The following is a 20,708-nucleotide window of genomic DNA, read 5'->3' on the forward strand; positions in this document are numbered from 1 at the left end:
CGTCAAAACGCCTGTCCGATGCCGGCATAGATGCCGAAATGCGGGTCGCTCGGATCGCGGTTGAGCGGCACGGCCGCGTCGATGCGCAGCGGACCGAACGGCGTCACATAGCGCAGGCCGACGCCGGCGCCGACCTTGACGTCGGAGAAATCGGGCAACGATTTGGTCGACACCGTGCCGGCATCGACGAACGGCACGATGCCGATCGTGTCGGTGATGGCGATGCGCATTTCGACCGAAGTCTCGAAGAACGACAGGCCGCCGATCGGCTGGCCGGTGAAATCCTTGGGGCCGATGCCCTGATAGGCATAGCCGCGCACAGAACCGCCGCCGCCGGAGTAGAAGCGCCGGTCGGCCGGCACGTGTTCGAGGCTGGTACCGACGATCGAACCGGTGGCGACACGTTCGGCCAGCACGAACTTCGAAGCCGAATCCAGCGACTGATAGGCCGATCCCTCGCCCTTCAGCTTGAGGAAAGCCGCGCCGCTCAAAATGTCGTAGCTCGGCTCGGCATAAGCCAGCACCCGGAAGCCGCTGGTCGGGTTCAGCCGGTTGTCCCTGTTGTCATAGACATATTGCAACGGAATGCTGGCGATCAGGTATTTGTGCTTGCCGAAAGCGTCGTGGATGCGGGAATAGTCGAGCGCCAACTCAGCTGAAACCGTCTGGTTCTTGGTCAGTTCGTAGGACAGGCCGGTGCTGCCCTTGACCGAGAAATGGTCATAGGCATCAGGATGTTCGAGCACGGTCTTGACGCTGGCGATGAACTTCGATGCCGGCCCGATCACGCCCGGCTTCTCGAACATGATACCGGCATTGTAGTTGAGTTCGCCAAGATCGTTGCTGCCGATGCCGCTGATCTTACTATCGATGCGCAGCTTCTCGGCCCGGCCGAACAGGTTGCGGTGGCCCCAATAGCCTTCCAGGCCCAGCCCCTCGGTGTTGGAGAAGCTGCCGCCGACGCCGAAATAGCGCGGCTTGCGCTCGCTGACCTGGACGCCGATCGGAATGTTGCCGTCGGCGTCGAGCGTGTCGGCTTCCTTGAACGTCACGCTGTTGAAGACTTCGAGCGCCAGCAGCCGGTCGCGCGCATCGTCGATCTCTTGCGGCGAATATTGCCGGCCGCGCTTGAGGCCCGTCATGTATTCGGTGAAGTCGCGGTCGACCTTCTCGGTGCCTTCCACCGTGGTCGCTCCGTAGCCGGCGACCGGCCCGGCGGCGACCGTCAGCGTCACGTCCAGCGTCGAAGTGGCATGGTCCGCGACGATCTGACGATCGGTCACCTTGGCCAGCGGCCTGCCCTGCTCTTTCAGCGTCCGCACGATCAGCGCCTCGGCTTTGAGCACGGCGCCGGACCCGGCGTCGCCGCCTGATATCAGGCCATAGTCGGCGCTCATCAGCCCCGCCGCGTCGCCTTGCAGCCGGATATTGCCCAAGGTGAATTTCGGCCCGCTGGCGATGTCGATGACCACCGGGACCGGCTGCGGCCCCTTGAACTCGGCGTCGGGCGGCAAATCATCGAGCGGCTTGCCGTCGATGGTGACGGTGACCACGCCTTCGTAGCGGGCATCGGCATAGAGCGCGGCGACAAGCTGTTCGCGATCGCTGCGCGCCTTGGCCATCAGCCCGAGCGAACCGGAAACCGGACGCTCCTCGTCACTTTTCAGCGTCGAGGCGTTTTCGAGCTTCTTGACGAGATCCTTGTCGGCGTCGGGGGCATTGATGGTAACGGCATAGCGCAGCGGGTTGACGATGTCGGCATCCTCGTCGCTGGACGACCCCCACAACTTGATGCCGAAAAGCTCGAACGCAGCCGCCGGCCTTGATTCGGGAACCAGCGCCGCCGAGCATATCACGGCTATAAGCAGGGCGCGCGGAAGCACACGCCCTGGCGCGCGACCTCCTGACATCTGCTCTTCATGCGCCGGCATTAAGACAACCTAGGTTATAAAACTAAAATTGGAATGAAGTTCTGAAGCGCTCGTAAAGGGGCCACAATCCAATTGTCTGAAATAGGACGGGCTTGGAATTCACACCTTTTGCGTTGCCGCAAGAAAGCGTGATCCCCTGTCCTATGGAGGTACTACCGGCCATCGGCCGGAAAGGAAACCGTTGGCAGGCGGAACCCTGCCGCGTCCTTGCGTTGACAAGCCTGACTGAAGCTTGATCATGCCTGGAACGTCAGCTGTGTCTGGAGGGGTGCTATGGCAATGCGAGCGGCTCGTGGTCTGTCGGTCCTGATTCTTTTGTTTTTTGCCTGGAGTGGTATCGCGCAAGCGGCTGAATCCCGACGAATAGCGACGACGGACAATTCCGACTATTTCGGCTTTGATCTCAGATCCGACCAGAACGTCACGCTCGACCAGTGCAAGACGACATGTCTGGGCGATCCGGCCTGCCGCGCCTTCACTTACAACAATAAAGCCAAATGGTGCTTCCTCAAATCCGACTACAACCAGCTGAAACTGTTCAACGGCGCGGTCGCCGGCAAGGTCGTCAACATCGATGGCGATCCCGATATCGGCGCGCCGCCTGAACTCGCCTTCTTCCCCAACTGGATGGCCGATCAGGCCCAGCAATACCGCAACAAGTTGTTGGGTCCGGCCTACATCAAGCCGACCGAAGGGCTGACCGCGCTGACGACTGCCGCCGAGCAATCGGTGCTTACCGGCGACCACCGCTCCGCCATGCTGAGATACGAAGGCGCCGTGTCTGTCATGCCCGATGACGGCCAGCTCTGGCTCAACCTGGCGCGTGAAACGCTTGCCGTGCAACCCGCCGCCAACACTTCCGATGCCTCCACTTTGCCGGCAGACGGAACGTCGGCCGCATTCATCGCCTACAAGCTGCTCCGCACCACCAAGACGCGAGCCGAAGCGCTGGCGCTGCTCGGCAACGGCCTCGACAAGCGCGATCTCTACCGGCCGGCGCTGCAGGCCTACGAAGCCAGCCTTGCCCTGAACCCTTCGCCGGCGGTCCAGGCCGACTATGCCGATCTCAAGGCGCGCAAGGGTTTCCGCGTCATCGACCACACCCTCGATGCCGATACCAGCGCGCCGCGCATCTGCGCGCAATTCTCCGAGGATCTGGTCAAGACCGGCGTCGATTACGCGCAGTTCGTCACCGTCGACAATGCGCCGCCCAAAGGGGTCGAGGCCAAGGACAAGCAGATCTGCGTCGAGGGGCTAGAGCACGGCCAGCATTACGACGTTACTTTCCGTGCCGGCCTGCCGGCGGCAATAGGCGAAGTGACCGCGGCACCCGTGGTGCTGTCGATCTATGTGCAGGACCGCGCACCATCCGCTCGCTTCACCGGCGACAGTTTCGTGCTGCCGGCCGGCGCGCGCCGCGGCATCCCGGTCGTTACCGTCAACATGAACGCCGCCGAGATGAAGCTCTACCGCATCGGCGATCGCTCGCTGGCGCAACTTCTGTCGGGCTACCAATTCCTGCACCAGCTTGACGGCTACGACATCTCCAACATTTCCGAGCAGATGGGCGCGCCGGTCTGGCAAGGCCAACTCGACATCGCCAACGATCTCAACAAGGAGGTCACCACCTCCTTCCCGGTCGACGAAGCGCTGCCGCAGCGCAAGCCCGGCGTCTATGTGCTGACCGCCCAGGCGGTCAACGACAACGCCGACGACTACAATTCGATAGCCACACAATGGTTCGTCGTCTCCGACATCGGCTTGTCGACCTATACCGGCCAGGACGGCCTGAATGTCTTTGCCCGTTCGCTGGGCAGCGCCAAGCCGATAGCAGGCGCCGAACTGACCCTGGTTGCCAGGAACAACGAGGTTCTCGGCACGGCGACATCGGATGCCGATGGCCACGCCGTCTTCAATCCCGGATTGACGCGCGGCGACGGCGGCATGGTTCCGGCCGTGCTGATGGCCAAGCAGGGCAATGATGATTTCGTCTTTCTCGACATGGGCCGGGCTGGCTTCGACCTGTCCGACCGCGGCGTCACGGGGCGCGGGGCGCCCGGCGCGCTCGACGTCTACGCCTGGACAGAACGTGGCATCTACCGCGCCGGCGAGGATGTTCATGTTGCGGCTCTTGCCCGCGACGGCGCCGCCAAGGCGGTCGAAAACCTGCCGCTGACCTTCATCTTCTCGCGCCCCGACGGCGTCGAGGACCGCCGCATCGTCAGCGACGGCGCCTCGGCCGGCGGCCATGCCGTCGACCTGCCTCTCGAACCCAACGCCATGCGCGGCACTTGGTCGGTGTCGATCTACACCGATCCCAAGCAGGCGGCGGTGGCCAGCCAGATGTTCCTGGTCGACGATTTCGTGCCGGATCGCATCGAATTCGACATGAAGGCCGACAAGCAGGAGATCGCGCAGGGCGAAACCGCCAACATCAACATTGACGGCCGCTTCCTCTACGGAGCGCCGGCAGCAGGCCTGGCGCTGGAAGGCGAACTGACGCTGTCGACCTCGCGCGATTGGGACCGCTTCCAGGGCTTTTCCTTCGGCCTCGCAGACGAGCAGTCCGCAGAACCCACTGTTACCCCCCTCGCCGATCTGCCGGTGGTTGGCGATGACGGCAAGGTGACCTTCCCGGTCTCCGTCGATCAACTGCCCTCGACCACCAAGCTGGTCGACGCCAAGGTGACGGTCAGGATGCGCGAAACCGGCGGCCGTGCCATCGAGCGTTCGCTCGACATCGGCATCCGTCCGCAAGGCCATATGATCGGCATCCGCCCGGACTTCGCCGACAATGAAGTGCCGCAAGGCGGCACGGCCAAGTTCAGCCTGATCGCCGTCGATCCCGACGGCAAGCGCGAGGCGCTGAAAGGCGCGCAATGGACGCTGGTCAAGGTCGAACGCAATTACCAGTGGTACCGCTCCAACAATTCCTGGAACTACGAACCGGTCTCCTTCACCAAGTCGATCGCCAATGGCCAGGTCGACCTCAGCGCCGATGGCGACGCAACGGTCTCCGTGCCGGTCGATTGGGGCCAGTACCGGCTCGAGGTTGAAACCGCCGATCCCGAAGGACCGGCGACCAGCTACGAATTCGATGCCGGCTGGTACGTCTCATCTACCACCACCGAAACGCCTGACGGCCTCGAGATCGCTCTCGACAAGGACAGCTATGCCGCGGGCGAAGTGGCCAAGCTGAAAGTCTCGCCGCATTTTGCCGGGGAACTTCTCATCAACATCGGTTCCGACAAGCTGTTGAAGAGCGTTACGGCGTCAGTGCCGGCGGGAGGCAGCACCGTCGATATTCCGGTCGGCGACGACTGGGGCGCCGGCGCCTATGTCACCGCAACCCTGTTTCGACCGGGCGAGGCTCAGGAAACGCGCATGCCGGCGCGCGCCATCGGCGTGAAATGGCTGAAGGTCGACCCGGGCTCGAAGAAGCTTGCCATCACCCTGACGCCGCCCGACAAGACCATGCCGCGCCAGCAGCTGTCGATCCCGGTTTCGGTCGCCGGCGTGCAGCCGGGCAGCAATGCCTATGTCATGGTTGCGGCTGTCGATGTCGGCATCCTCAACCTGACCAACTACAAGGCGCCGGATCCGGAGAACTGGTTCTTCGGCCAGCGCATGCTGGGCATGGAAATCCGCGACATCTACGGTCGCCTGATCGATGGTTCCCTGGGCAATACCGGCAAGCTCAGGACCGGCGGCGACGGCGCCAATATGCAGGCGCAGGGCAGCCCTCCGACAGAAAAGCTGGTCGCCTTCTTCTCCGGCCCAGTCGAGCTTGACGCCGACGGCAAGGCTAGGGTCGACTTCGACATTCCGCAGTTCAACGGCACCGTGCGCGTCATGGCCGTCGCCTGGACCAAGGACGCAGTCGGCCATGCCCAGTCCGACGTCATCGTGCGCGATCCCGTCGTGATCACCGCCGGCCTGCCGCGCTTCCTGGCGCCTGGTGACGCCGCCATCATGCGCCTCGATGTCGCCGACACCGACGGCCCTGCCGGCGACTATGCGCTGTCGATCGAAACGACCGGCGATCTGTCGACGGGCGACAAGCCCCTGCCCCAGAAGCTGACGCTCGCCCAGGGCAAGCGGCAGACGCTGACCGTGCCGCTGATCGCGCAGACGGCTGGCAATGCCTCGCTCACCATCAAGCTCGCCCATGCCGACGGCACCCAGGTCGAGCAGACGCTCTACGTGCCGGTGCGTCCGGCGCAATTGCCGGTCACCGCCCGTCTGGTGGTCGACCTCAAGGGCAATGGCGGCGCGTTGCGCGTCGACAAGGAACTGCTGGCGGCAAGCCTGCTCGACGGCGCTTCCGTCAGCGTCGGCGTTACCCAGGCCGCCGCCTTCGACGTGCCGTCGCTGTTGATGACGCTCGACCGCTACCCCTATGGTTGCGCCGAGCAGACCACCAGCCGTGCCATGCCGCTTCTCTACGTCAATGAGTTGGCATCCGGCATCGGCATGGCAAGCGACCCCGACATCCATGGCCGCATCCAGGACGCGATCTACAAGGTTCTGAGCTACCAGGCCTCGGGCGGCAGCTTCGGCCTGTGGGGTCCTGGCTCCGGCGATCCGTGGCTCGATGCCTATGTCACCGACTTCCTGACCAGGGCGCGCGAGCAGAAATACGACGTACCGAGCCTGGCCATGAACCAGGCGCTGAGCAATTTGCAGAACTCGCTCGGCTACGACCAGAGTGTACAGGACCGTGGCAGCGAGATCGCCTACGCCCTCTACGTTCTGGCTCGCAACAAGAAGGCCTCGATCGGCGATCTGCGCTACTATGCGGACACCCAGCTCGAAGCTTTCTCCAGCCCGATGGCCGTCGCCCAACTGGCGGCGAGCCTGGCGCTCTACGGCGATACGCCGCGCGCCGAAGCGACGTTCAAGACCGCCCTGCAGCTCGCCAAATCGACCACCGACTACGACTACTACCGCTCCGACTACGGCTCGCGGCTGCGTGACGGTGCGGCGATGCTGGCACTGGCGGCGGAATCGAAGCCGGTGCCGACGATCGTGCCTGAGCTGATCAAGCTGGTGACCAGGGAACGCGCCGAAGCCCGCTGGACCAGCACCCAGGACGAATCCTGGATGCTGCTGGCGGCTCGCGCGCTGAAGGAAGGCAATGATGCAATCACGTTGACAGTCAATGGTGCGGCGCACGCCGGCGGGTATTCCAACCAGATCGACGGCAGCGACCTTGCCGACAGCCCGCTGACCATCGCCAACACCGGCAAGACTCCGCTGCAGGCCGTCGTCACGACGGTGGCGTCGCCGATCCAGCCCTTGCCGGCAAGCGGCGACGGCTTCACCATCGATCGCACCTACTACAAGCTCGATGGCACTGAAGCCAATGTCACCGAGGCGACCCAGAACGAACGCTATGTCGTCGTGCTCAAGGTCAACGAGCAGAACAGCTGGCCGTCGCGCCTGCTGGTAACGGACCTGTTGCCGGCCGGCTTCGAGATCGACAATCCGGGCCTGGTGTCGAGCGCGCAGTTGACCAACTTCTCGTGGCTGGCGCAGACCGATGCAGCCCATCTCGAATTCCGCGACGACCGTTTCGTCGCCGCGTTCAACCCGGCCGACGGCGACCACGATCACAATCTGACCCTCGCCTATGTCGTGCGCGCCGTGACGCCTGGCACCTATGCACACCCAGCGGCAACGGTGGAGGACATGTACAGGCCGCAATATTCGGCTCGCACCGCTACCGGCATGATGGAGATCAAGGCGCCGTAAGGCGCTGGTGGTGATGGACGCGATAAGCAAAGTGCCCCCTCACCCGCCCTCCGCTTCGCTCGGTCGACCTCTCCCCGAGGGGAGAGGAGACGACCAGCGCCGGCGCCAGTCTCTTCTCCCCATCGGGGAGAAGGTGGCCGCGAAGCGGCCGGATGAGGGGGCATCTTTCCAGCCATGAAGATACTTCGCAAACTCGCTATTGGAGCCGCAGGCGGCGCCTGCCTGTTGGCGCTCTCCACCGCCTCCCTCTGGGAACTCGACCGCGCCTTCCCGCCACCGCTGCCTGCCGAACTCACGGTCTCGACGGAAGTCCAGGACCGCGACGGCCAGCTGTTGCGCGCCTTCGCCACGCCGGACGGCTACTGGCGGCTCGAAACCCGGCTCGATCAGGTCGACAAGCAATTCATCGACATGTTGGTCACCTACGAGGACAAGCGTTTCTGGGATCATGAGGGTGTCGACGTGCTGGCGCTGGCCCGTGCTGCCGGCCAGTTCGCCACCAGCGGCCACATCGTCTCCGGCGGCTCGACCCTGTCAATGCAACTCGCCCGGCTGATCGAGCCGCGCGAAAGCCGCAGCCTCGGCTCCAAGATCAAGCAGATGCTGCGCGCCATCCAGATCGAGCGGCGGCTGTCCAAGCGCGAGATCCTCGAGCGCTACCTGACGCTGGCCCCTTATGGCGGCAATCTGGAAGGCGTGCGCGCCGCGTCCCTCGCCTATTTCGGCAAGGAGCCGAAGCGGCTCACCGTGTCGGAATCCGCTCTGCTAGTTGCCCTGCCGCAGCTGCCGGAAAAGCGACGGCCGGACCGCAACCTGAAAATCGCGCACGCCGCTCGAGACCGGGTGCTGACCCGCATGGTCTCCGCCGGCTTGCTCGGCGAACGCGAGGCGGCACGTGCCGCCCTCGACGATGTGGCGGGGCTGCGCCGCACGCTGCCGGCGCTCGCCGCACACGCCGCCTATGCGATGCTGCCCAAGGCGGTTCCCGGTCAGCCTTTGCAGCTGACGATCCGCAAGAGCGTCCAGGAAGGGCTTGAACAGGTGGCGAGGGACGCCGCCGCCAAGCTTGGGCCTCGCCTGTCGGTCGCCATGGTGCTGGCCGACTCCCGCACCGGCGATATTCTCGGCGAAGTCGGCTCGGCCAATTTCTTCGACGCCAGCCGCGCCGGCTGGATCGACATGACCAAGATCGTCCGCTCGCCCGGCTCGACGCTGAAGCCGTTCATCTACGGCCTTGCCTTCGAACAGGGGCTGGTGGCGCAGGAAACGCTGATCGACGACAGTCCTGTCGATTTCTCCGGCTACCGGCCGAAGAATTTCGACATGGGTTATCAGGGCGACGTCAGCATCCGCCAAGCGCTGCAACTGTCGCTCAACGTGCCGGCGATCCGCGTGCTCGACGCGGTCGGACCAACGCGTCTGATGGCGCGCTTCCACCAGGCCGGCGTCAGCCCCGTGCTGCCGGTCAACGAGGCGCCGGGCCTGGCCATCGGCCTTGGCGGGGTCGGGATAACATTACGCGACCTCGTCCAGCTCTACACAGGGCTCGCCAATGGCGGCAAGACCCACACGCTGCATGACGGCACCGAGCCCGCCAATGCCGAGCGCACCAGCGCTACCATCCTCGACGGTCAGGCCAACTGGCAGATCATCGACATCCTGTCGGGCGTCAAGCCGCCCGAGGGCGCCTTGCAGCGCGGCATCGCCTACAAGACCGGCACCTCCTACGGCTATCGTGACGCGTGGTCGGTCGGTTTCGACGGCCGCTATGTGCTGGGTGTCTGGGTCGGCCGCCCCGACGCCGGCGCGGTGCCGGGCCTGTCCGGCTATGTCTCGGCCGCTCCCATCCTCTTCGAGGGTTTTGTCCGCTCGGGCCTGGCCACCGTCCCATTGCCGGGCAGGCCGCCCGGCGTGATCAGCCCCAGGCGCGAGGATCTGCCGGTGACGCTCGCCCGCTTCGGCGCCGGGTCGGACGGCCTCGTGCAGGCAACAGTGACCGAACCCGCACCGACCATCATCTTCCCGCCCGACGGCGCCCGCATCGATCTCGACACTAACTCGGTCGATGCCTCGCCACTGGTTCTGAAATTGCAAGGCGGCCGCGCGCCGTTCCGTTGGCTGGCCAACGGCAAGCCGCTCGCCGGCATCGACCGTCGCCGCACCGCGACCTGGCAACCCGACGGCGCCGGCTATTCGACGCTGACCGTGATCGACGCCGCGGGCCGCGCGGCCAGCGTCAAGGTGTTCGTCGAATAGACCGAGCCAAGCAATTCATTCAATTGGCTTTCCGGGCGCTCGGCAGATAGCAGGACATTCACCCATGCCTGTTCCGAGGCACCCCCCTCTGGCCTGCCGGCCAGAGGGGGGTGCCTCGCGCGATCCTTTCTTGTCGGCAGCCTTGCCTCGACGCTGCTCATTTCTAAATAGGCTGGGTGTGCGGCATGGATTCTTCCCGGAGACGCAGGAGGAAAATATTTCTCCATGCTGCAAAGGATCGTCGAATATTTTCTCCAGAGGGGCAAAAAAGGCAACATTCAATGCATCTAATTTCTACCAGTTCGGTAGATTTGCCGTGGGTTCAACGGAGGCAGAAATGACCAAACCTCATTTCAGGAAACTGCTCGGCGCACTGGTCGCCACATCCATCCAGTTCGGCACGCTCGGCTTCGCGTTTGCCGACACCACCATTCTCAACGTGTCCTACGATCCGACACGCGAGCTCTACAAGGCCTATAACGAAGCCTTCGTCGCGCATTGGAAGGCCGAGACCGGCGAGACGGTCACCGTCCAGCAGTCGCATGGCGGATCCGGTGCCCAGGCCCGCGCCGTGATCGACGGCCTCGATGCCGATGTGGTGACACTGGCGCTCGAAGGCGACATCAACGCAATCGTCTCGAAGTCGAAGAAGATCAATCCCGACTGGCGCACAAAATTCGAAAACAATTCAGCGCCTTACACCTCGACCATCATCTTCCTCGTGCGCAAGGGCAATCCCAAGGGCATTCACGATTGGAGCGACCTCGTTAAGGACGGCATCCAGGTGATCACGCCCAACCCCAAGACCTCCGGTGGCGCTCGCTGGAACTATCTCGCCGCGTGGGCCTACGCCAGCGCCAATGATGGCGGCGACGAGGCCAAGACCAAGGAGTTCGTCGGCAAGCTCTACGCCAATGCGCCGGTGCTCGACACCGGCGCGCGCGGTTCGACCGTAACCTTCGCGCAAAAAGGCCTCGGCGACGTGCTGATCGCCTGGGAAAACGAGGCCTATCTGGCGCTCGACGAGTTCGGCGCCGACAATTTCGACATCGTCTACCCGCCGACCTCGATCCTGGCCGAGCCACCTGTGGCGGTGGTCGACGCCGATGTCGACGCCAAAGGCACGCGCAAGGTTGCCGAAGCCTATCTGGGCTGGCTCTATTCCAAGGAAGCACAGACGATCATCGCCAAGAACCACTATCGCCCGGCCAAGCCCGATCTGGTGCCGGCGGAGGATCTCGCCAAGCTGCCTCCGATCAAGCTGATCTCGATCGACGACCCGCTTTTCGGTGGCTGGAAAAAAGCACAGCCTTATCATTTCGGCGATGGTGGTATATTCGACCAGATCTACAAGCCTCAGTAAGTCGATATTCAGGACGATATGACCACAGCACCCGCGCAGGCGGGGTGGCGATTCAAGCAGCCGAGCGTCATTCCGGGTTTCGGATTGACGCTCGGCTTCTCGCTTGCCTACCTCACCCTCATCATCCTCATCCCGCTTTCCGGGCTGCTCTGGCGCTCGGCCGCGCTTGGCTGGCCTGAATTTTGGGCGATCGCCACAGATCGCCGCACCATCAACGCGCTGAGGATCAGCTTCGGCACCGCCTTCCTCGCGGCGGCCGTCAATGTCGTGTTCGGCACGCTGGTCGCCTGGGTGCTGGTGCGCTACCGCTTTCCCGGCCGCCGCATCGTCGATGCCATGGTCGATCTGCCCTTCGCCTTACCTACGGCTGTGGCCGGCATAGCGCTGACCACTCTCTACGCACCGAACGGCTGGATCGGCAAATTGCTGATGCCGCTCGGCATCAAGGTCGCCTATACCCCGCTCGGCATCGTCATCGCGCTGGTCTTCATCGGCCTGCCCTTCGTCGTGCGCACCGTGCAGCCGATCATGGAGGAGATCGACAGGGAGGTGGAGGAAGCCGCCGCCACGCTTGGCGCCAATCGCCTGCAGATCATCACCCGCGTCCTGTTTCCAGGCCTGGCGCCGGCCATCGTCACCGGCTTCGCGCTCGCCTTCGCGCGCGGCGTCGGTGAATATGGCTCGGTTATCTTCATCGCCGGCAATTTACCCTACAAATCCGAGATCGCGCCGCTTCTGATCGTCATCCGCCTCGAGGAATACAATTACCCCGCGGCAACTGCGATCGCGGCGATCATGCTCGCTCTGTCGTTCATCATGCTTTTGGTCGTCAATCTCGTGCAGACATGGAGCCGCAAGCGCTATGCCTGATCCAGAGATCAAATCCTACGAACCGCACCACGGAAGCCGGTCGGCGGCGGTCACGGAAAGTCGCCCAGCGCGTGTAGCGCTGATGGCTGTCGCCTTCGCCTTCCTCGGCATTTTCCTGGTCTTGCCGCTGATCATCGTCTTCAACGAAGCCTTCGCCAAGGGCATCGATGCCTATACCGAAGCGCTTGGCAATCCCGACACGCGCTCGGCGATCCGGCTGACCCTGCTGGTGGCGGCGATTTCGGTGCCGCTCAACATCGTCTTCGGCATCTCCGCAGCTTGGGCGATCGCCAAGTTCGAGTTCAAGGGCAAGGCCTTCCTGACCACCCTGATCGACCTGCCGTTCTCGGTCTCGCCGGTTATTTCGGGGCTCGTCTATGTGCTTCTGTTCGGCGCCCAGGGGTTGCTCGGCAGCTGGCTGAAAGCACATGGCATCGTCATCCTGTTTGCCGTGCCCGGGATCGTGCTGGCCACCGTCTTCGTCACCTTCCCCTTCGTCGCCCGCGAACTGATCCCGCTGATGCAGGAACAGGGCAATGGCGACGAGGAGGCAGCACTCTCGCTTGGCGCCAATGGCTGGCAGACCTTCTGGTACGTGACCTTGCCCAACGTCAAATGGGGGCTGCTCTACGGCGTACTCCTGTGCAACGCGCGTGCCATGGGCGAGTTCGGCGCGGTGTCGGTCGTGTCGGGCCACATACGCGGCCTGACCAACACCATGCCGCTGCATGTCGAAATCCTCTATAACGAGTACAACGCTGTCGGCGCCTTTGCCGTCGCTTCATTGCTTGCGGGCCTGGCGCTCGTCACGCTGGTCTTGAAAACACTTCTCGAGATGCGCTACGGCGCCGAGATCGCCGCGACGCGCGGGCACTGACAGAGGGATTTGCATGGAAGTTCGCGTTGCCAACGTACGCAAGGAGTTTGAGCGGTTTCCGGCGCTTCATGACGTGTCGCTCGACATCAAGTCGGGCGAGTTGATCGCGTTGCTGGGGCCGTCCGGTTCCGGCAAGACGACGCTGCTCAGGTTGATCGCCGGGCTGGAGCGGCCGACGCGGGGCAATATCTTCTTCGGCGACGAGGACGCCTCGCACAAGTCGATCCAGGAGCGCAATGTCGGCTTCGTCTTCCAGCACTATGCGCTGTTCCGGCACATGACGGTGGCTGACAATATCGGCTTCGGCCTGAAGGTCCGGCACGGGTCGTCGCGCCCGCCGGCGCAGGAAATCCGCCGCCGCGCCTCAGAGCTGCTCGACCTCGTCCAGCTTTCCGGGCTCGAAAAGCGCTATCCGGCGCAGCTCTCCGGTGGCCAGCGCCAGCGCGTGGCACTGGCGCGCGCCATGGCGATCGAACCCAAGGTGCTGCTGCTCGACGAGCCATTCGGTGCGCTTGACGCGCAGGTGCGCCGGGAATTGCGCCGCTGGCTGCGTGAGATCCACGACGCCACCGGCCACACCACCGTCTTCGTCACCCACGACCAGGAAGAGGCGCTGGAGCTTGCCGACCGCGTCGTGGTGATGAGCCAGGGCCGCATCGAGCAGGTCGGCACTGCCGACGACATCTATGACGCGCCCAACTCGCCCTTCGTCTACGGCTTCATCGGTGAATCGAGCTCGCTTCCGGTCAAGGTCGAAAATGGCGAGATCTGGCTCGCCGACCGTCCGATCGGGCTTGCCGCGCCGCCCAACGAGCCCTCGGGCGAAGCGACGCTTTACTTCCGCCCGCACCATGTCGAATTGCTGGATGGCTGCAGCGGCTGCATCGCCGGCACGGTCGCCGCCAGCCGCCGCGTCGCCGGCACGCGCCGCGTCGAACTCGAGATCGGCGGCGAGCGCCAGCGCGTGGAAATCGAACTGCCTGTCGATCATCCCGCGGCGCAGAAAAGCCGGGTGGCGTTCCGTCCCGGCCGCTGGAAGCTGTTTCCGCCCGCCTGATCCTCGGTCGAGCGCTATTCCAGCCAGTTCTCGACCCAGCATCGCGATGCGATCTTCTTGCCCACGATCAGATCTGAAGGGTGTCTCTCTTTGGAAGAAAATCCTGGCATCCGGCTGTTTCGGCCGATAACTTTTCTCGCAGCACAACCACAGAGCCGTCTCGCGTGCCTCGTCGCGCACCGCGCGCCACAGCTATGGTTCGACCATAAACCCATTGCACCCGGAGCTTGTTTTCATGAAGCGATTTTTCCTCGGCGTCGCTACCGTCGCCGGCCTGCTCCTGGCATCCTCCCAAGCCTGGTCGGCCGATAGATTGCTCAACGCATCCTATGATGTCGGCCGCGAACTGTTCGTGCAGATCAACAAGGCCTTCATCGCGCACCATCCGGGCGTCACCGTCGACCAGTCGCATGCCGGCACCTCGGCGCAGGCGCGCGCCATCGCCGAAGGCCTCGCTGCCGATGTCGTCACCTTCAACCAGGTCACCGACATCGACTTCCTCGTCAAGAAGGGCCTGGTCTCGGCCGACTGGCAGAAGGATTTCCCCGACAACGCCTCGCCCTTCTATTCGCTGCCGTCCTTCCTGGTGCGCGCCGGCAACCCCAAACATATCAAGGACTGGAACGATCTCGTGCGCGACGACGTGCAGGTGATCTTCCCCAACCCGAAGACATCAGGCAATGCGCGCTACACCTATCTGGCGGCTACCGCCTATGCCAAGGAAGCCTTCAAGGGCGACGACGCCAAGGTGAAGGAGTTCATCACCAAGCTGTTCAACAACGTGCCGATCTTCGACACTGGCGGCCGCGCCGCGACCACCACCTTCGTGCAGCGCGAGATCGGTGACGTGCTGATCACCTTCGAGTCCGAGACGCGCGGCATCCGCAAGGAATATGGCGACGACAAATTCGAGCAAGTCACGCCCTCGGTCAGTCTGCTGGCCGAATTCCCGGTCGCCATCGTCGACAAGGTCGCCGACGAGCATGGCACGCGCGATCTGGCAAAGACTTATCTCGACTTCCTGTACACGCCGGAGGGCCAGGACATTCTCGCCCAGAACGGCAACCGGGTCCGCGACGCGGCAGTGGAGGCCAAATACAAAGCCCAGTTTCCCGACGTCCGCCTGCTGACCGTCGAAGGCGTTTTTGGCGGCTGGGACAAGGTGCAGAAGGAGCATTTCGCCGCAGGCGGCCTGCTCGACCAGACCTATGGCAGCCGCTGACGGCACAAACATCCGGAGCAAATAAGAAAGCCGGCACCTTGCCGGCATTCTTCGTTTTGTGCTCCGGAAACCCGGTTTTCAGCGAAATATCGGCGTCATCCGTGCAGAACGTTACAAAGAATCAACGTGTTTGCGCCTAACATGCCATTCGGCGCCTTGTTTTCGCGAAATATCGCCGCACGGCAAAAACGTCATTATTTGCACACAAACAGTCGCCAGATGCGAGTGGTTGGGGCTTCAATGGGGTGATCTGGGCATGCTGACAAAAAAAGGCAAATACGGCCTCAAGGCCCTCGTGCATCTGTCTGGCCTGCCACTGGGCCAATTGGCCTTCGTCAATGACATCGCGGTGGCCAACAATATTCCGAAGAAATTCCTTGATGCCATCCTGGGCGAGTTGCGCAATGCCGGTTTCGTCCAGAGCCGCAAGGGCAAGGAAGGCGGCTATCGCCTCGCCAGGCCGGCCTCTGAGATCAAGATCGGCCATGTCGTGCGGGTGCTTGACGGGCCGCTAGCGCCGATCCCCTGCGCCAGCCGCACGCAGTATCAGCGCTGCGACGACTGCGACGAGGCTACCTGCCAGGTCCGGCAGATGATGCTGGAGGTGCGGCAGGCGATCGCCGAAGTGCTGGACAATCGCAGCCTCGCCGCCATGCGCGATGCCGACAATGATGATTTCCCCGTCGAACTGACGTCACAGATCTAGACCACCGACTGCCAATCTGCCGCCGCGTATCGAGGTTCGCTTGTAGCGCCATATGCGCAAGGAATTCCCTGCTTACGCCGCCGCCACCCGCGCTGTGCTTGGTGAAGGCACCGATGCGGGCAAACTCGCCGCGCATCTGGTGGCAGGCCGCTGGTCGCCTACGATCCGGTTCAGGGCAACGAACTCGGATTAACGGGTTCTTTCTGAGCCTTCGCCGTCGCGTAGGCTGACGGAAACGAAAAACCCGCCTGTGCGGCGGGTCACTGGCGCAAATCAGCACCATACATGAATATGTACCATAGCTGAGGTCACCAAATCAAGAAAAAATTCCTATCATGAATGGCACAAAAGCTGCCGACACCGCCGAACTGGCTGTCGTCAGGTCTTTTGTTAAACTGAGTTCGGAGCCCTACGATCCGGTTGGAGGGGCGGGACGGGCTGGGCGTAGCTGGTGGGCGGCCGCACCGACGAGTTCGCCGACCGGGCGGGTCGCATCGAGCGTCAAGGCCCTCTCATCCGCTGTCGGCGGCTCTAGGATAGCGAACTGGCTGTCGACGAGGCTTGCCGGCATGAAATGGCCCTTGCGGCTGCCGACACGCCACCTGGCCGTAGCAGCGTCGATCTGCAGATAGAGGAAGACGATCGCAGGGCAGAAGCCGCTCAAGCGCGCGCGATAGCTGCGCTTCAGCGCCGAGCAGGCGGCAACCACTCCTTCGCCCTGCCCCACCGACGCAGTGATGCGCTCGCCGATCGCGTCAAGCCAGCCTTCACGAAGTTGATCGGTGAGTGGCTCGCCGCTGGCCATGCGTGCGACGTTTTCCGGCGGGTGCAGCCTGTCACCCTCGATAAAGGCAACGCCCAGCGCGGCCGCCAGTGCAATGCCGACGGCCGACTTGCCGCAGCCGGCGACGCCCATCACCACGATGGCTTGGGGCAATGAGCCGGGGGCGCCAATTGGCGCCCGTGCTGGCCTTTCACCCACTGTCAGCGGCTTGCTGGCGCGCGGCCGTAGAGCAGCAGCATGGCGACGATGACGACGCCGTAGATGATCTGCCGCCCCGCCTCCGGCATCTGCATGACTGACAGGATGGATTGCAGCAGGGTGATCAGGATGACACCTGCGACGGTGCCCAGATACGAGCCCCGCCCGCCCAGGATCGAGGTGCCGCCAAGCACGACAGCTGCGATCGATGGCAGCAGATAGGCATCGCCCATCGACTGCGCCGCCTTGGAGGCATAGCCGGCGAGCAGCACGCCGCCGAAAGCGGAGAGCCCGCCCGATACCGCGAAAGCGATCATCACCACGCGCCGTGTGTCGATGCCGGAGAGATAGGCGGCGCGCTCGCGGTTGCCGATGCCGTAGACGGTGCGGCCGAAACTGGTGCGGGTCAGCACGAACACCATTGCAGCGCCGATCAGCGCCCAGATGATGACCGCGTTGGGAACGCCCGGAATGGCGAAGCCGGTCGCTAGGTAGCGCATTGCGCCCGTCGCCGAATCCTGTGGCGAGAAGCCGCCGGTATAGACGACCATCAGCCCTTGCGCGACGGCGTTGGTGGCCAGCGTGATGATCATCGAGGGGATACGCAGGTAGGCGACGCCGATGCCGTTGACGATACCGATCAGCACACCGCAGAGAATGCCGAACGGGATCGCCAGCACCACCCCGGCCGGGCCATAGGCGGCCGCCGCGCAGGCCATCATCGCGCCCGCCGCCATGGACCAGGGTACCGACAGGTCGATCTGGCCGAGCAGGACGACCAACATCATGCCGGTGGCGATGACGCCGAGGAACGAGGCGACCTTGAGCTGCTGCAAGAGATATTCAGGCGACAGGAAGCTTCTGGAATAAAGGCTGCCAAGAAACAGCAACAGCACAATGCAGGCAAAGGCGGTCAGCACCGCCGGATCGGCGCGGCGGATGAACCTGGGCATGCGGCCGGCAATGCCGCCAATCGTCGTTTCGCTCACAGGAACCACTCCAGCCGGTTGCGGACCCGAAACAAGGCGAAGGCGCCGAGGCTGACGGCGACCAGCAGGATAACGCCCTGGAACAGCGGCTGCCAGAGCGGATCGAAATCGAAGACGAACAAAAGGTCGCCAATGGTGCGGAAGGCCAGCGCGCCGAAGATCGCGCCGATGGCGCTGCCCTTGCCGCCGAACAGCGAGACGCCACCGAGCACAACGGCGGCGATCGAAAACAGCGTGTAGGAGTTGCCGCTGGCATAGGCCGCCTCGCCCGTATAGGTGAAGAAGGTCAGGAACAGCCCGCCGATCGCGGCCAGCAGCCCGGCCAGCGTGTAGGCGGCGAACTTGCCACGCCTTATCGGCACGCCGGACATGTAGGCCGCCGTCTCCGACGATCCTGCCGCGTAAGCGGCGCGGCCGAGCACCGAACGGCTGAACGGCACCCAGATCACCAGCACGATGGCAAGCAGCACCACAAGGCTCGCCGGCACCACGCCGAACACGCGGCCGGTCAGGGCGTCGGCCAAATCCTCATTGACCGAACCGCCCGGAAATGGCCGCAGCAACAGGCCGATGCCGTAATAGACGGCTCCTGTGGCAATGGTGGCGACGATCGGCTGCAGCCGGCCATAAATGACGATGGCGCCATTGATCGCCCCGCACAGCAGACCTACCGCCAATACGGCGAGTACACCAAGTGTCGTCTGCATCGGCGTGCCCACCACCAGCCAGGACGCCAGGCAATTGGTGAGCAGGAAGATCATGCCGATGGACAGATCGATGCCGGCGGTGATCACCACCAGCGTCTGCGCCATGGCGACGAAGGCCAGCAGAACGCCCTTGTTCGCCGCCGTCTGCACGACATTGGCGGTGAGGCCCGCCGGATGGTTCGAGGTGTAGATGACGAACATCACGATGAAGATGCCAAATGCCAGCAGCGTTCCGCGTTGCTCGGCAAGCCAGTAGCGCCAATCCTTCATACGTCCGCTCCCAGGCTCACGAGGCTGTCCTCGCCATGGATGTTGAGCGCACTCGATATCAACGCCCGTTCGCTGATCTCGGCTCCGACCAGCTCGCGCTTGACCGCTCCATCATAGAGCACCAGCACACGGTCGCAGCAGCCGATCAACTCGTCATAGTCGGTCGAATAGAACAGGATTGCCGCACCCGCATCGGCAAGCTTGCGCATCAGTTGGTAGAGCTCCTGCTTGGTGCCGACGTCGATGCCGCGTGTCGGATCGTTGAGTAGGATGATGCGCGGCTGGCGCATCAGCCATTTGGCGATGACAACCTTCTGTTGGTTGCCGCCCGAAAGTGCTGCGACCGGAATGTCGAGGCCCGCCGTCTTGATCGCCAAAAGGCCGACCATGTCATCGATCAGCCGCTGCTCGGCGGCGCGGTCGATGATGCCGGCTTTCGAGAGCCGGTCGAGGGCTGCGAAAGACAGGTTCTCGCGCACGGTCATCGGCAGCATCAGGCCTTCGGTCTTGCGGTCCTCGGGAATGAGCGCCATGCCGATGCCGTCCTCGCGCGCAGCCGCGGGGCTGGTGATCGATACAGGCTTGCCGTCGATCAGGATTTGACCGCTGAGGCCGCGCAGCACACCGAAGAAGGCGAGGAGCAATTCGCGCTGGCCCTGGCCGTCAAGGCCGCCGAGGCCAACCACCTCGCCGGCCCTGACAGTCAATGAAATATTGTCGAGCCGGTCGGTCCACGAGAGCTTGCGGGCCTCTAACCTGGGGGCGGCGGTCGCAGGCACGGCCGCAGGCTTCGGCGGAAAGATGTGGCTGTATTCGCGGCCGATCATCAGTTCGACCACTTCATTGTCGCTTTTCGAACCTGCCGGATAGCTTGCGACGTTACGACCGTTGCGGAACACCGTGCACTGGTCGGCCAGCTCGGCGATCTCGTTCATGCGATGCGAGATGTAGAGCAGGGCCAGCCCTTCCGAGCGCAGCCGCTTCAGCACCGCGAAGATGTTCGAGACGTCCGCCGCCGTCAGCGCCGACGTCGCTTCGTCGAGGATCAGGATGCGCGGCTTTCTGGCGAGTGCCTTGGCGATTTCGACCATCTGCCGCCGCGACAAGGGCAGGTCCTTGACCAGTGCCGACGGATGAATGTCGGCCGCACCCGCGCGCGCCAGCGCCTCTTCCGCGATGCGGCGCTGCGCCTTGCGGTCGATCATGCCGAAGCGTTTGGGCGGATCGGAGATGACGATGTTGTCTGCGACGCTGAGTTCTGGAACCAGCGACAGCTCCTGGAAGATACAGACGATGCCAGCCTGGTTGGCGGCAGCCGGCGACGCGAAAGTCACCTCGCGGCCATCCAGTGTCATTCGGCCTTCATCGGCCGCGACGACGCCCGCCATGACCTTTATCAGTGTCGATTTGCCGGCGCCGTTTTCGCCAAGGATGGCGTGGATGCTGCCGGACGTGACCGAAAGTTCGGCCTTTTCCAGCGCCCGCACGCCACCATAGCGCTTGGATATTCCTTCCATCCGGAAGAGCGGAACCGCACCGTCCATCGGCCCTCCCCAGGCACTTTGACGACCAGACTATCGAGTGGCCGGCGCCGTGGGTTTAACGGCGCCGGCAGTGCAGCCAATTTGTCAGCCTTGGTGTGACCCAAGATTTACTGCGCCGGGAAATTTATGCCGCAGGTCGGGAAGGAATTTCCGGCGAAGAAATTTTAGGACTTGTCGGGG

13 protein-coding genes are annotated in these 20,708 nt (G+C 63.6%); 8 read left to right on the forward strand and 5 right to left on the reverse strand.

The features are described 5' to 3' along the window. Positions 1–2: 2 nt before the first annotated feature. Entirely contained in the window at positions 3–1,931 is a 1,929-nt protein-coding gene (locus NKI20_RS08325; protein WP_352829765.1) for an autotransporter assembly complex protein TamA, read from the reverse strand. 273 nt (positions 1,932–2,204) lie between these two features. On the opposite strand from NKI20_RS08325, the gene NKI20_RS08330 reads away from it, so the two are divergent. From NKI20_RS08330 to NKI20_RS08365, 8 genes are all read left to right on the forward strand, one after another. After that, positions 2,205–7,685: an alpha-2-macroglobulin family protein gene (locus NKI20_RS08330; RefSeq protein WP_352829767.1), complete on the forward strand. Its 5,481-nt coding sequence runs from the start codon at positions 2,205–2,207 to the stop codon at positions 7,683–7,685. Between the two features lie 174 nt (positions 7,686–7,859). Beyond that, positions 7,860–9,941, forward strand: coding sequence for a penicillin-binding protein 1C (gene pbpC / locus NKI20_RS08335; RefSeq protein WP_352829769.1), 2,082 nt, complete (start codon positions 7,860–7,862; stop codon positions 9,939–9,941). Between the two features lie 337 nt (positions 9,942–10,278). Next, positions 10,279–11,304: a sulfate ABC transporter substrate-binding protein gene (locus NKI20_RS08340; RefSeq protein WP_352829771.1), complete on the forward strand. Its 1,026-nt coding sequence runs from the start codon at positions 10,279–10,281 to the stop codon at positions 11,302–11,304. Positions 11,305–11,322: 18 nt separating this feature from the next. Beyond that, on the forward strand, positions 11,323–12,174 hold the full coding sequence (cysT, locus tag NKI20_RS08345) for a sulfate ABC transporter permease subunit CysT (protein WP_023756924.1): 852 nt from the start codon (positions 11,323–11,325) through the stop codon (positions 12,172–12,174). Then, positions 12,167–13,051, forward strand: a complete 885-nt coding sequence (gene cysW / locus NKI20_RS08350) for a sulfate ABC transporter permease subunit CysW (RefSeq protein ID WP_023756923.1) — start codon at positions 12,167–12,169, stop codon at positions 13,049–13,051. The genes cysT and cysW overlap by 8 nt, the downstream gene beginning before the upstream one ends. A 13-nt stretch (positions 13,052–13,064) precedes the next feature. Beyond that, entirely contained in the window at positions 13,065–14,108 is a 1,044-nt protein-coding gene (locus tag NKI20_RS08355) for a sulfate/molybdate ABC transporter ATP-binding protein (protein ID WP_023756922.1), read from the forward strand. A gap of 235 nt (positions 14,109–14,343) precedes the next feature. Then, entirely contained in the window at positions 14,344–15,330 is a 987-nt protein-coding gene (locus NKI20_RS08360) for a sulfate ABC transporter substrate-binding protein (RefSeq protein WP_352829774.1), read from the forward strand. Positions 15,331–15,586: 256 nt separating this feature from the next. Beyond that, positions 15,587–16,036 carry an RrF2 family transcriptional regulator gene (locus NKI20_RS08365; RefSeq protein WP_023756920.1) on the forward strand — a complete coding sequence of 150 codons (450 nt, stop codon included), beginning with the start codon at positions 15,587–15,589 and terminating at the stop codon, positions 16,034–16,036. 409 nt (positions 16,037–16,445) lie between these two features. On the opposite strand, the gene NKI20_RS08370 is transcribed toward NKI20_RS08365, so the two are convergent. The 4 genes from NKI20_RS08370 to NKI20_RS08385 all read right to left on the reverse strand — a co-directional run bounded on the left by NKI20_RS08370 (position 16,446) and on the right by NKI20_RS08385 (position 20,528). Then, complete coding sequence (locus NKI20_RS08370; protein WP_502898059.1) at positions 16,446–16,952, reverse strand: gluconokinase; 507 nt, start codon at positions 16,950–16,952, stop codon at positions 16,446–16,448. A 68-nt stretch (positions 16,953–17,020) separates the two neighbouring features. After that, a complete protein-coding gene (locus NKI20_RS08375; RefSeq protein ID WP_352829779.1) occupies positions 17,021–18,007 on the reverse strand; it encodes an ABC transporter permease in 987 nt (328 codons plus the stop codon). Further along, positions 18,004–18,984 carry an ABC transporter permease gene (locus tag NKI20_RS08380; RefSeq protein WP_352829781.1) on the reverse strand — a complete coding sequence of 327 codons (981 nt, stop codon included), beginning with the start codon at positions 18,982–18,984 and terminating at the stop codon, positions 18,004–18,006. The genes NKI20_RS08375 and NKI20_RS08380 overlap by 4 nt, the downstream gene beginning before the upstream one ends. Further along, on the reverse strand, positions 18,981–20,528 hold the full coding sequence (locus tag NKI20_RS08385; RefSeq protein WP_352829783.1) for a sugar ABC transporter ATP-binding protein: 1,548 nt from the start codon (positions 20,526–20,528) through the stop codon (positions 18,981–18,983). The genes NKI20_RS08380 and NKI20_RS08385 overlap by 4 nt, the downstream gene beginning before the upstream one ends. Positions 20,529–20,708 lie beyond the last annotated feature (180 nt).

The organism is Mesorhizobium sp. M0830 (genome assembly GCF_040319965.1).
Taxonomy (GTDB): Bacteria; Pseudomonadota; Alphaproteobacteria; order Rhizobiales; family Rhizobiaceae; genus Mesorhizobium.